Below are 13723 nucleotides of genomic sequence, written 5' to 3'. Positions count from 1 at the left end.
GTGTTTCATGAGAAAGAGGAGTGTCCGTAATTGGTAACAGATTTGCAAGTGATGGAAGAATGTTCCTTTTACTAATTATCCCTAATTCTAAAACCAAAATAACAGATATGTGCGCATTAGAGCAGGCGACGCACAGCTTCTAACACATCATGGCGCACACGTTCGCCAAGGGAAGAAGGTAGCAGATCAAAGGCATGCACTGCGTTTGCATAAACGATAAGTTCTGTTGGCACGGCCGCTTTCCATAGGCGATGCGCAAAAGTTATATCTTCATCACGAAACAGATCCAGTGCACCCGTGATAATGAATGTTGCTGGCAATCCAGAGAGATCGGGCATGAAGGCGGGTGATAAATAGCCAAACCGCGGATCATCAGCCGCCAGCTTTCCACGCACGGCAGACCATGCGTGTTGGTTTTGGGCGCGTGTCCAGACAAATTCTCCAGTTGTAGGATCATCAGAAGGTGCATCTGCGCCACCTGTGCGCAAATCAAGCATTGGGTAAATTAAAACTTGGGCGTGTAATTTCACCTTGCCACGATCACGCGCCAGAAGGGCTGTGGCGGCAGCTAGGCAACCTCCACCACTATCGCCCATAACCATGATACGATCGGGATCAATCCCCATTTCTTCCGCACAGTCATGCAGCCATATAAGGGCAGCATAAACGTCTTCCAGGCCACCAGGGAAAGGCGCTTCGGGTGCAAGCCGATAATCAACCGAGACAATCAAGGTGCCTGTTTCAGATGCCAGTCGGCCCAGCGTGCCAGCCTGCATGTCGGGCGTACCTGCAATCATCCCGCCACCATGAACATAGAGAATAGCAGACGTTGTTCTTTTGGATTTAGGTGGGTGAAACAAGATGATACGAACATCAGGAGCGTCATCAGGAGCGTCATCAGGAGCGTCATCAGGGCCGGGAACCAACCGCTCCTCATATTGAACTGATCTGGAATTTAAAAGAGCTGTTGTTCCTTCCACCAAGTCGCGGCGGAATGCCATCAAATCATCCTGTTCAGGATCGAAGGCCGGAAATGAAGCCACCATGTTGCGCTGTTCGGCATCGACTAAACCGAGGGTAGTCATTGGGTGAACTCTCCATTTCTCTCAAGAACAACAGTCATCATAAAGGGCAGTTACTCAAGATCACAATGGCCCTACAATAATGTGAATTATCGAGACTTTTGGATAACGAAAGCCCTCCACTAAAGCAGGCAGCACCTCATAATATACTTGCCTTGAAGATGAGACTTTAAGTGTCGTTTACCGCGTCTGCATATAATACCGCCAGCCACCTGTTTCCGTAATATCGACACCACTACGGGCCGCAGCTTCGCTACAGAGAAAGCCGCAAACCTCTTTCCCATTCTCTAACGTAATCCGACCGATGGACATGGGTTGTGGAACAGAAGCTACAAAGCGCCCAAAGCCTGCTGCATCAAGCTCGTAAACCTCCACTTCCAGCCCATTACCCTTAAAGCCCCGTTCGCGCACAAGGCCCGGCTTGGGTGGCGTGGCATCGGGCAGGGCAAACAGGCGATAATCTGGGGCCGTGCGTGTGGTACTCCGTAAAACAGCATGTTCCTGCTCAAGCTGCCAGTGCAGGGGAAAGCCTTTGAGATGCGCTCCAACCACAGCCAGAAGCACACGATCATGGGCCGCAGTATCATCGGCTTTTTTTGATACGGGTTTATCCGTGCGTGTTGCTCCAATAGCTTCATTTAAAGCATCATGAAAACGCCCAGCCAATTTAGCCAAATCCTGATCGGTGAAGGCCGGGGCAATGAATGTTACCCCAAAAGGAAGGCCATCTGGCGCAAAACCGGCAGGTACAGCACAAGCTGCCATATCAAGCAGATTTACAAAATTGGTATAAGCCCCCAGCAAACTATTGGCTGCAATGGGTTGCTCAATAACCTCCTGCTTTGTAACAATACGTGGTGCCGTTGGCAGCAGCATGATGTCAAAGTCAGCCCACATGCGTTGTGCTATTTGCTGGAGGCTGTGTTGGCGATAAATGCCCTCAAACACATCTGTGGCTGTATATTTTTGGGCACCATAAATAATGGCGCCAACTGTTGGGTCCATATCCTGACGATGCGTGCTGTAAAAATCCTTTATCGCGGCTAATCTTTCCACCACAAAGGGGCCGTTATAGAGCAGGGCTGCGGTTTCCTTTAGGGGCGCAAAATCCAATTCAACGGGCGTACCGCCCATCTGTTCGAGCAGATGAATGGCATGGGCATAGAGCGCAGCATTTGCCGCGTTACCATCAAAAAACCGATCTTCTTGTTTCAGAACCCCGAACCGAAAGGTTGTAAGGGGCAATGGCCGGGTATCTTGTGCACGCGAGTAGGGTGCGCGTGCATCTGGTGCAGCGGCAATCTGCTCAACATCCCACGCATCACCCGTTGAACCTGCAAAAACTGAGATACAATCTAGAGATTCACAGGCATAAACAAGGCCGTATGTGCTGAGCACACCTCGTGATGGTTTAAGCCCAACAATATTGTTAAATGCAGCCGGCACGCGGCCCGAACCCGCCGTATCTGTGCCAAGTGCGAATGATACCAACCCAGCGGAAACAGCAACAGCAGACCCAGAACTTGAACCGCCAGAAACATAGTCAGGGTTAAACACACAATGTGGTTGGCCATAAGGTGAGCGCATTCCAACAAGGCCAGTTGCAAACTGGTCAAGGTTGGTTTTGCCAATAACAAGAGCGCCTGCAGCTTCCAAACGCTGTACAACCTCAGCGCTTTCTTGGGGCGTGTAGGCAAAGGCCGGGCATGCAGCGGTTGTGGGCAAACCTGCAACGTCAATATTATCTTTTACAGCAAACGGAATACCGTAAAGCGGAAGATCAGCGGCAGTTTGTCTTTCCAATTCAGCAGCGCGGGCCAAGAGCTTTTCTGTTGGAACCCGGCTGATCCACACAGCCGGATCTTGGGTGGTATAGGCATCAATACGTGCAATAACTTCATGCACCATGTTGATAGGCGTAAGCGTTCCGGCGCGATAGGCGGAAAGCAGCGGGGTGATCTGCAACATATTGGGCAGGGTCATGTTTTTTCCTGTTCTATCAGCGTTGGATGAGCATAAAAAATCAGCTTGTGCGGACAACCATAATGCGTTCACCACCTCGCACTTCGCGCCCTTTGCGGCAGAGAATTTCAGTCACAACACCAGTGGCTGGGGAGGAAATCTTCATTTCCGTTTTCATGGATTCAATAATGGCGACTGTATCGCCTACCTTAACGTGGTCCCCCACGTTTACAGGCAGTTGCCATACGTTGCCGGGTACGGGGCTATCCACCCCCATATGGCCTTCGGGTAGGATAGATTCATCAGCCTGATTATCATTCGTTTCTTCCTCGAATGTATCAAGGCCCTTCGCAATCCAGTCTTGCCGTTCAGCTTCAAAGGCGGCTTGTTGCCGGGCTTGGGCAGCGGCAATTTCTTTCTTATTGCTTTCAAGAAAAGCGCGATATTCCTTCAGGCTGAACTGTGTTTCCTCAATCTTGACGGAAAAACGGCCATACGGAAAAGCAGCACGCGCTTCCATCAGCTCATCATGCGAGACAGGATAGAAACGGATCTGATCAAAAAATCTTAAAAGCCACGGCGTACCTTCATGAAACACATCTGTTGTACGCCATGTATTCCAAACCTGCGTGGTACGACCAAATAGCTGATAACCACCAGGGCCTTCCATGCCATAGATGCACATATAGCTTCCGCCAATACCCACCACGTTATCTGGTGTCCATGTACGGGCGGGGTTGTATTTGGTGGTTACAAGCCGATGGCGCGGATCAATAGGGGTGGCGACAGGGGCGCCCAGATAAACATCGCCTAACCCCATAACAAGATATGAGGCGCTGAAGATGATGTTCTTTACAGACTCAATAGAAGGAAGGCCGTTAATACGCCGTATGAACTCAATGTTAGAAGGGCACCATGGCGCATTTGGCCGTACAAGCTCCTGATAACGCTGCATGGCCAAGCGTGCCTGCTCATCATCCCATGATACGGGCAGATGCACGATACGGCTTGGCACCACAATGTCATCATCGCCTGAAGGCAGAGCTTGCTCAATGCCATGCAGGGTTTCCAGCAGAGTGGAAAGAGGAATGACATCAGGATTGTAATGCACCTGTAGGGAGCGAATACCGGGCGTAAGGTCTATAATACCCTTTATGGCCTCGGCTTTCAGACGTTCCAGCACGAGTTGTGCACGCAGCCGCAATGTAACATCCAGTTCTGGCGGGCCGAATTCGAGCAGCAGATAGTTTTCACCCGCACGGCGGTACACAACTGGGATTTCGCCTTCCGAACGAAAGAGAATAGGGCTGTCACCCATAATGGGAGCTGGCAGAAAATCCACGTTCAGCGGTTGGGGCTGCACGCGGCGGAAACGCACTTTGTCTCCGGGATGCAACTGCCCCATTTTCCACAATTCATCACGCACAAGCACGGCTGGGCACACAAAGCCACCCAAACTGGGGCCGTCCGGCCCCAGCAGGATGGGCATGTCCCCTGTAAAATCGATTGCGCCAATGGCATAGGCATTGTCATGAATGTTGGAGGGGTGCAGCCCAGCTTCACCGCCATCTGTGCGTGCCCAGCGTGGTTTCGGCCCAATCAGCCGAACACCAGTGCGTGCGCTGTTGAAGTGCACTTCATATTCGCTGGAAAATAGCTCTGCAATATCTTCATCTCGGAAGAAATCTGGCGCACCATGTGGGCCGTATAGCACGCCCAGTTCCCACATGCGGGTTAGCTCGGGGCGATCTTCCTGCGCAATGGTGGTTGTGGGGGGCGCATCTGCCTGTGGGGCCGCAAGGCGTAAAACATCACCCGTACGCAATTGGCCAGTAGCATGGCCGCCAAACTGCCCAAGCATGAATGTGGCGCAAGACCCCAGATAAAGCGGTGCATCAATACCCCCCCGAATGGCAAGGTAAGTGCGATGGCCAGCCCCCTTAATCTGCCCCAAAGCTAAAATCTGACCGGCCTTGACCGCAACAGGTTCCCAGTAAGGCACCTCTTGGCCATCCAGTGTGGCAGGCATAAATGCCCCAGAAAGACCAATGGTGGCAGGAGCGTTAAAGCGAAGAACCGGGCCAGAAACGGTGAACTCCAAAGCCGCTATACCATCCGCATTGCCAACAATGCGATTAGCCAGCCGAAAGTTGCGATCATCCATAGGGCCGCTGGGGGGCACACCTACATCCCAGTATCCAATGCGCCCGGGCCAGTCCTGCACGGTAGATTGCAAACCCGGAGAGATAACTTCAATAGTCGTTGGCATATAGGCAAAGTTATTGAGAAGACCTGTGAATACACGTCCCTCAATTACGGCAGGAGCCGATGTAATGGCACGTAAGTAATCTAGGTTGCTTTCCAGCCCCCCTATGCGGGAGCGAGAAAGAGCCTCATGAAGTTTATGGAAGGCATCTTCTCGCGTAGCCCCGTGCGCAATAACTTTTGCCAGCATTGGATCGTAGTAAGGGGTTACTTCGGTGCCGGTTTCTATCCATCCATCTACCCGCACGTTTGGTGCAAAACTTACCTCGGTAAGGCGACCAGTTGAGGGACGGAAATTTTCGGCAGGATTTTCAGCATAAACACGCGCTTCCACTGCCACGCCTTGCGGAATAAGGCTGTCCTGCGGTGGTAAGATCAGACTGCCATCTGCTTGGCGTACCATCCATTCCACAAGGTCTATGCCAAATACCTCTTCGGTAACGCAGTGCTCAACCTGTAGCCGGGTGTTTACTTCAAGAAAATAGAACTCGCTACTTTCGGTGTCGTAGATAAACTCCACCGTGCCAGCGGATTCATATGCAACGGCAGAACCTAATGCACGGGCTGCTTCACGCAGGCCTTGGCGGGTTGTATCTGAAAGGCCGGGGGCCGGGGTTTCTTCAATAACCTTCTGGTTGCGGCGCTGCAGGGAACAATCGCGCTCACCTAGCGTGAGAATATTGCCTTTTCCATCCCCAAAAATTTGCACTTCAACGTGGCGGGCGCAGGCAATGAATTTTTCAAGAAAAACACGTGCATCGCCAAAATTATTGCCGCCCATACGAGAGACCGCAGCAAAGCAATCTCGCAATTCTGTTTCGTTATGGCACACTTGCATGCCAATGCCGCCACCACCTGCCGTACTTTTAAGCATGACGGGGTAACCAATACGCGCGGCTTCAATTGCGGCTTCATCGGCTGAGTTCAGGATATCAGAACCGGGCAGGAGCGGCACGTTGTTCTGTTTGGCTAGCTCACGCGCTGTATGCTTAAGGCCGAACATACGCATATGTTCAGGGCGTGGCCCCATGAAGCGAATACCGCGTTCGGCCAGTTTTTCAGCAAATTCTGCACGTTCGCTAAGGAACCCATAACCGGGATGAACAGCCTGTGCGCCCGTATTGGAACAGGCATCCAGAATAGCATCCATGTTCAGATAACTATCTGTTACTGCAGCCGGGCCAATCAGCACGGCTTCATCTGCTTCCAGAACAGGGGGCGTAAAGCGATCTGCTTCCGAGCATACCGCTACAGAAGCGATGTTCATGCGCTGGAGTGTGCGACTGACACGCCGGACAATTTCTCCACGATTGGCAATGAGAACCTTAGTGAACATAGCTAATCTTTCGGTGTGTCAAATAGAAGCGGGGTCACCAATAACCACGCGGATAGGCGTGGGTGTGAAACCGTTGCAGGGATTGTTGACCTGTGGGCAGTTTGACAGCACAACAAGCGTATCCATTTCGGCACGCAAATCAACAAAACCACCGGGGATGGAAAGCCCATCGTCAATAACCAGTTCACCATTTTGCATAATGGGAACATTCATGAAGAAATTGACATTATTGACGATATCACGCTTGCCCATGCCGTATTTTTCTACTTCCAGAAGGAAGTTTTCACGGCATGCATGCATATATTTTGTTTCGTGCCCAAAGCGTACAGTATTGGATTCACAGCTACAGGCACCGGCCAGCGTATCATGGCGCCCGCAAGTATCTTCCACAACTGTCATGAGCACATTGCCTTCGTTAGAAAACAGGCGTCCACCTTTACCAATATAGGCAGATCCCTGATTCAGAAGAGTATCTTGCGCGCTGTAACGTTCGTAATAAGCATGTGCATTATAGAACAAGGCATCCACCGCCTGCTGGCTTTCAAGGTCAATAATGCGCAAAACCTGCCCCTTGCGCACAACGCCAGACCACGGCACGCGGGCAGGCACAACCTGATCTAGAGTGATGGCAGAGAAAACTTTGCTGATATCATATTCTGGCATGGGTCTGGTTCCTGGATCAGGCAAAGAGGGGATCTGTGTTTTCGAAGCCACGGCGGGCTTCTTCGCAAAATGTCCGGCAAAGATCATCTGGCTTAAAAGCAGGAGCTTGCCAGCGCACGGCATCAATTGGGGCAGGGGCAAAGGTTTTATCTGGTGCCAACGGGTGCGGACAGTTGGAGACAGCAACAAGCAGATTCATTTCTGCACGCAGATCTACATAGTCCCCCGGCTGTACATCGCCTTCAACCCAGCGGAAGCTGCCATCTGCTTGCGTGCTGATATGAGAGAAAAAACTGATGCAGGATGTAACATCATGCTGGGCCATATCATGCTTGCCAGCAATCAAGCGCAGATTGTTCCGGGTATTACGCAAGCCCGCATTACCAAAATTGCGCGCATTGCTTTGCGGCGTGCTGCCACCCATGAGTGTATCACTAAAGCCGCAGGAATCATTGATAATGGAAGCAAGTACACGCCCCATATCAGAGAACAGAACACGCCCTGTTGTCAGGCATGTGGTCCATTGCAGTTTGATGGTGTCACCCGCGTTGTAACGTTCACTATGATCATCTGCGTTCCAAATGCCTACGGAAACACCATTATTGCCATGGGTATTGATCAGCCGCAGCGCCTGCCCACGTGGTAAAAGTGTGCTCCAGTACCAACCTCCCGGTATGGTTTCACGGTGCAGAACGCTGCCTTCTGCCATTTCAATAGGCGCAGCAGCCGGGCGTGCACTATTTTCCTTGAGCAATGCTTGATCGCGAAGCTGGTTGTAGCGGGCGCGATACCATTCGGGGGTCTGTTGATCTATCTGCATGGAACGCTCCTGTGTTGTGGAGTGAATTGAAAAAATGATATTCAGCACGGCACAGTGTCGAGCTGTGGGGGACGGCCTTTTTCATGAACAGGCGGAATAAGAGACGCAATAAGATGGAGTTTTCCCGAAATAACCCCAGATTGCGTCATAAACTGATCTGCAATCTCCTGAAGCTTTTTGACCTGCCCTTGCACCAGAAGCACCTCAAGTGTCTGACGGCGCACAAGGTTGACATGCAGGGAGCTGATAACCTCAGCCAGATTTTCGTATTGCAGTTCAGCCAGTTTTTGGGAAAGACCCGTTGCGGCGTTGTTGTAAAAGAGAATGATGACACCAGCCATCAACTCCTCAGCGCAGTCTTTCCGTGATGCCATAAGCTCCTGATGCAGGATGTTCTGTATGGCTTGTGAACGACTAGCATAACCTTTTTCGGCCACCATGGCATCCAGTTCGTGCAAGATCCCCGGTGGCAGAGAAACGCTGATACGGCTGACCTGTTCTTTTGTTTCCCGGCTGCTCATGAGTGTTCGTCCTATTCCGCCTTATCTGTTACGAGGGTGAGGAGGGGGATGTTGAAATCTTCCGCTCCTTCATCCGTTTCCTCGGTGTTATCACCAAAGGAGCGAATGAGTGCCTCCAGATGGGCTTTTGTCGCGAGGAATTCGTCTGAGGTCATCTGTGTAGCCCGGCGGGGGCGGGAAAGCGGTACTTCGATAACTTCCTCTACCCGGCCCGGACGTGGCTTAAGCACAAGTATCCGGTCTGCCAGATAAATGGCTTCATCCAGATCATGGGTGATAAACACAATGGTAATGTCTATTTTGCGCCAGATCTCCATCAGATAATTCTGCATTTTCAGGCGTGTCTGGGCATCCAGTGCGCTGAAGGATTCATCCATCAGCAGCACGCGTGGGCGTGCAGCTAATGCGCGCACAATGGCAACGCGTTGTTGCATGCCGCCTGAAAGCTGATGCGGGAAAGAAGATGCAAATTGTTCCAGCCCCACAATCTGGAGCCATTGCATGGCTTCTCGGCGCGCTTCCGCCTTGGAAGTTCCGCCCATTTCAATGCCAAACATTACATTGCGGCACACATCCATCCATGGAAAGAGCGTGTATTTCTGAAACACCATGCCGCGATCAGGGCCGGGGCCATTTACTGGTTTTCCATCCACAAGGATACGCCCTGTGGTCGTGTCTTCCAGCCCGGCAAGAATGCGGATAAGTGTAGATTTACCGCAACCGGATGGGCCAACAACACATACAAATTCACGCCGATGGATGTCTAAATTGATGTCTTCCAGCGCTATGGTCTGGTTACGCTTTTGGGTGAATACTTTTCCAACATGGTCAATTTTCAATACACATTCACGCTGTTTGATGTGCGCCATGCGTTCAGCCACATCTGGCGGTAAAATGCGATAGTCAGGGAGAGAATTTTGGGTCATCAGGCATTCTCCCTTTTCCATGTAAAGAACTTACGTGCCAGCAGGCCCAGAACCATATCTGTACCCAGCCCGACAATTCCGATAAGAGCCATAGCCGCGTACACATTATCAAAATGCTGGTAGCGGGCTTGTTGTGTAATAAACCACGTAATACCAGATGATGTGCCAATCAGCTCCGCTACGATCAAATACGTCCAAGCCCAACCCAGCAGGATGCGTTGATCACGGTACAGATCAGGCATAATCCCCGGTATCACCACACGAAAAAGCAGTCTTAATCCGCGTGCACCAAGTGTGCGTGCCGCCTCAATAAGGGCAAAATCCAGTTTGCGGGTTGTGTTGGCAATAACAAGTATTTGCTGGAACAGCGTGCCAATAACAATAATAGCAATCTTGGGCGCATCATAAATACCAAGAATAGCAACAGCGAGTGCGCCAAAGGCAGGGGCAGGCAGGTAGCGAAAAAAATCTACCGATGGCTCAATAAGGCGCGCCATGGCTGGCAAAGCGCCACACAACACACCCAACGGCACCCCGATGAGTGACGAGATAACAAAACCCCAGAAAATAATCCGAATACTGTGCCCGAAAGCCTGCGTGATGGAATGCTCTGCACCAGTTGGAGCCGCAGAGGTAAACGCATGCACGAAGGCTGACAGCACTTCTCCAGGGGATGGGAAATAAACAGGGTTTGTTGCAATTCCTTGTGGAGCGGGCAGTTGTTTTGCTCGCATCTCATCCACAGCGCGGTTGAAGTCTGCGCGCTTCATCCTCATGCCGGATTCAAGATAATCTTCTCCACCGGGATCAGTGATGAGCACCTGCGGATGCCATATAAAAGGCAGGTAGCTTACAGCACTCCATGTTAGTAAAGGTAGGAGAACCGCCAAAATACCGAACACTCCACGTGCCGTTCGGTCTGTCCGGCCATACAATCTCCATGAGGCGGCAAGGCCTTGCATCGCGGTCTCCTACCTCAGCCTTATTTCACGGCGTTTACAAAGGATGGATCAATGTAGCTGCCCACATTTTGCGGCGTCTTATACACGCCGTAACGTACATTGAAGGCATCAGAGATGGCAGAAGAACCGTAGAGAGAGTCCAAACCATCCTTTTTTGTAAAGACAGTTTTATCATCTGAAAGTGTCAGAAGATGCGTGCCTTTTAGGAAGCGTTTGTAAGTGTTTGAAGAAACCCCAGTGCGGGTTGCCATAATGCGTAGGGCATCAGGCTGCGTTTTGGGATCCTGAATGTAAGTAACAACACGATCCCATACACCAACCAACCGCTGCCATTGATTGCGGTTATCATGCAAGGACTGTGGATCAACAACGATAGTATCATAAATCAGTCCGGGCACTTCATGCGATGTAAACACCGGGCGCGCTCCGGGCACCATATGTAAGGCTTGGCCTGCATTAGGCTGCCAAGCAGCCACGGCTGCAACTTCGCCAGAAGCCAGAACCTGAGGGGTTTCATTGGTTTTGGTATTAACTAGCTTGACATCTTTCTCGCTCATACCGGCTTTTTCCAAACCTTTGAGCAAAAGGAGATGATCTACCAATCCTTCTTCAACCGCAACAGATTTGCCCTTAAGGCCCTGCATATCGGTAATTCCCGGCTGGGCCACCACCATATCATTGCCATCGGAATAGTCTGTTACAAGGATCATCTCTCCCTTGTGGCCATTTGCGCCTGTTACCAGTGCATCACCATTTGTTGCCATAACAGCATCAAGCTTGTGTGCAGAAAAGGCATCCAGAGAGGCACTGTAATCAAACCACTGGAAGTCGGCATCCACGCCAGCTTCCTTCAGCCAGCCTTTATCAATGGCAACTTGCCATGCAACCCAACCGGGCCAGTCGCTATAACCAACTTTCAGTGTTGCAGCAGATGCGGAGGCCGAGACAAAAGTTGCCGCAGCACAAACACCAGCCAAGAGAGCTTTCCGGAGAGGCGAGAGCAGATGCATGTGAGAACTCCAGTAATACGAATATGTAAAATCGTATTACTCATTCTCTAGCGTATCTGCTTTGGTTGCAACATAAAAATGTTCCTAATCCGGAACTATTTTTTTATATGCACTAACGTATTGATTTTATTTATTTTTTCTTAGCCACATGCTCAGAACTGCTGTCAGTATCAGTTCTAGAAAGAAAATTCCTGAATAAATACTACATAATCAAATAGTTACCTAGATCCTCCTTTCTGTGCATGGTCTTTTGCCCTGATTACCCGTCCGTATGCAGTTTTCCCGAATTCTTCTGAATACGTGCCGTTATCCCATGCTACTTTCCCGCCGATAATAACGCTCCGTACAACGGCATCTGGACGATTAACAATTTGCCTGCATCCGAATTCAGGGCGGTACATGAAGTGGTAGGTTTTTTCTGGGTTCCATTGTGCAAGAGCGACAGGGTCAATAATACAAAGATCAGCTTGTGCACCGAGGCACACCAATCCTGCATTGATTCCGAAAAATTTTGCAGGAAGTTCTGTCAGGCGATGAACCATGCAAGAAACCTGCTGCAATCCTTCTTGCTGTGCAATTTTTAATGCACGCAGGTTTCCGTCATAAAAACCAATATTGGCAAGATGTGCGCCACTGTCATTAAAACCCGGTAGGGTTTGATTGTGAAACAGGAGCTTTCTGAGTGTTTTGGCATTACGGTTTGCAAAAGTTGTTTCCCAACGCAAATCTGTATCCCATGCCCGCAGCAAATGGAGGAAAAATGCTGCATCATCTTTGATTGGGTTTGGAAAGCTTGCGAAAAATTCCGTTTCTTCATCATGCTGAAAAACATCATGACCATTTGAAGATTGATACTTGAGAAGCCTGCGATAAGGGGCTTCCAGCGCTTCTCCAACCCAATCGGTCAGTGGGCATTCTGCTACAATCATGTCATTGAGTTGCCGAGTTAGCACAACATCCTCCAAACGGAGCCTCCGCAACATTCTGGCAAGAGACCAACCGTTTTTTCCCTTAAGCCACATTTTTCGGAATGCTTTGACCCATGCGGGGGCATTGAGAATGTGGCCACGTCCTTGACGGTCATCAAGTTCCAGTTCGTTGAGAACCCGAAACTCTGGCACTTCATCCGCTATCGGATTGATGGCACCATCACTCCAGATACGAAATGATGATGATAAAACCTGAAAACGTAAATTTCCTTTCAGCATTGGGGAATTCAGAATGAAAGATAGTAGAAGGCAAAGGTACATGGCGGAACGATTGGTCTGTAGGTCAATCGCTGCCAATACTGTTGTTTTAAGCGGTTGTTTGTAAAGGCGCCCGCTGGTCAGCATAAAACTGCGTACTGCGGCAAAAATATCGTCTTTGGGGGGAGTGGCCTGCCAAACGCGATTATAACGTCTTACAATATTTGTAAGCCGGGATAATTCTGGAAAGCGCGCATATTGGGTCGGGATTTTTTTCTTTTTGTTTGGTGTGTTGGCAAGGAAATGAAAAGGCAGTGCATCGGTTGAGAAACCAGCATAACCTTGAGACATACCAGCTTCCAGAAGTTGCGCCATTTGGGCAAGCTCCTGCTTTGTTGGCTCTCTGCTGATAGATGCGGTTAACCCCATAACTTCAATCCTGAGCATGGAATGAGGTATGAGCGGCACCACATTAGGCCCCAGTGGCAGGCTTTCCAGATGGTGAAGATAACCTTGTGAATCTGACCATGAGCAGGCATCCGCAACCCGGCTTAGAACAGACTTTGGCATATTCTCAACCCTTGCGAAGCAATCAACAATAGGGTCTTCACCATTGCGGCGCTGATGACCATACGTCACGCCAATGGAGCAATTGCTTATAACAACAGTTGTGGTTCCGTGGCGTACTACTTCCGGCAATTCAGGGGCAAGTTCGATTTCCAGATCAAGATGTGTATGAATATCCAGTAATCCTGGCATTAACCACAAACCCTGACATTCCATCTCGATAGCACCGTGTATGGCTTCAAGATGGGTACCGATTGCAGTAATTTTGCCATCGGTTATGGCAACGTCTGCAATGACGGGAGATTTTCCACGGCCATCGAACAAAATGCTGTTTCGGCAAATAATATCAACCATATATATCTCCGAAAGCGGCGCAGGGAGACATGAAGAATAGATCACTGCGTATAATGGTCGTTTTGCCA

General features: G+C 50.2%; 10 protein-coding genes. All 10 read right to left on the bottom strand.

What is annotated here, in order from left to right; all coding sequences use genetic code 11:
• Positions 1-116: 116 nt before the first annotated feature.
• Complete coding sequence (locus tag WG31_RS07240; RefSeq protein WP_063354088.1) at positions 117-1085, bottom strand: alpha/beta hydrolase; 969 nt, start codon at positions 1083-1085, stop codon at positions 117-119.
• A 177-nt stretch (positions 1086-1262) separates the two neighbouring features.
• The gene (gene atzF, locus WG31_RS07235; RefSeq protein ID WP_063354087.1) at positions 1263-3065 is read right to left on the bottom strand and encodes an allophanate hydrolase; all 1803 of its coding nucleotides are present in this window, start codon (positions 3063-3065) and stop codon (positions 1263-1265) included.
• Between the two features lie 40 nt (positions 3066-3105).
• Positions 3106-6645 (bottom strand): 5-oxoprolinase/urea amidolyase family protein, encoded by a 3540-nt coding sequence (locus WG31_RS07230; RefSeq protein WP_063354086.1) that lies wholly within the window; start codon positions 6643-6645, stop codon positions 3106-3108.
• An 18-nt stretch (positions 6646-6663) separates the two neighbouring features.
• Positions 6664-7308, bottom strand: a complete 645-nt coding sequence (locus tag WG31_RS07225) for an urea amidolyase associated protein UAAP2 (protein ID WP_063354085.1) — start codon at positions 7306-7308, stop codon at positions 6664-6666.
• A 16-nt stretch (positions 7309-7324) separates the two neighbouring features.
• Entirely contained in the window at positions 7325-8128 is an 804-nt protein-coding gene (locus WG31_RS07220; RefSeq protein WP_063354084.1) for an urea amidolyase associated protein UAAP1, read from the bottom strand.
• Between the two features lie 41 nt (positions 8129-8169).
• A complete protein-coding gene (locus WG31_RS07215) occupies positions 8170-8649 on the bottom strand; it encodes a CopG family ribbon-helix-helix protein (protein ID WP_006115504.1) in 480 nt (159 codons plus the stop codon).
• 11 nt (positions 8650-8660) lie between these two features.
• Positions 8661-9575 carry an ABC transporter ATP-binding protein gene (locus WG31_RS07210; protein WP_063354083.1) on the bottom strand — a complete coding sequence of 305 codons (915 nt, stop codon included), beginning with the start codon at positions 9573-9575 and terminating at the stop codon, positions 8661-8663.
• The gene (locus WG31_RS07205; RefSeq protein ID WP_063354082.1) at positions 9575-10537 is read right to left on the bottom strand and encodes an ABC transporter permease; all 963 of its coding nucleotides are present in this window, start codon (positions 10535-10537) and stop codon (positions 9575-9577) included. Before WG31_RS07205 ends, WG31_RS07210 begins: the two co-directional genes overlap by 1 nt.
• Before the next feature lie 20 nt (positions 10538-10557).
• Positions 10558-11547: an ABC transporter substrate-binding protein gene (locus tag WG31_RS07200; RefSeq protein ID WP_063354081.1), complete on the bottom strand. Its 990-nt coding sequence runs from the start codon at positions 11545-11547 to the stop codon at positions 10558-10560.
• 218 nt (positions 11548-11765) lie between these two features.
• Positions 11766-13655, bottom strand: coding sequence for an N-acyl-D-amino-acid deacylase family protein (locus tag WG31_RS07195; protein ID WP_063354080.1), 1890 nt, complete (start codon positions 13653-13655; stop codon positions 11766-11768).
• Positions 13656-13723: the final 68 nt, after the last annotated feature.

The sequence above is a fragment of the Acetobacter oryzifermentans genome (assembly GCF_001628715.1).
Lineage (GTDB): Bacteria > Pseudomonadota > Alphaproteobacteria > Acetobacterales > Acetobacteraceae > Acetobacter > Acetobacter oryzifermentans.
The sequence above is the reverse complement of the archived record's forward strand: the minus strand, read 5'-3'. Positions and strand labels throughout refer to the sequence as shown.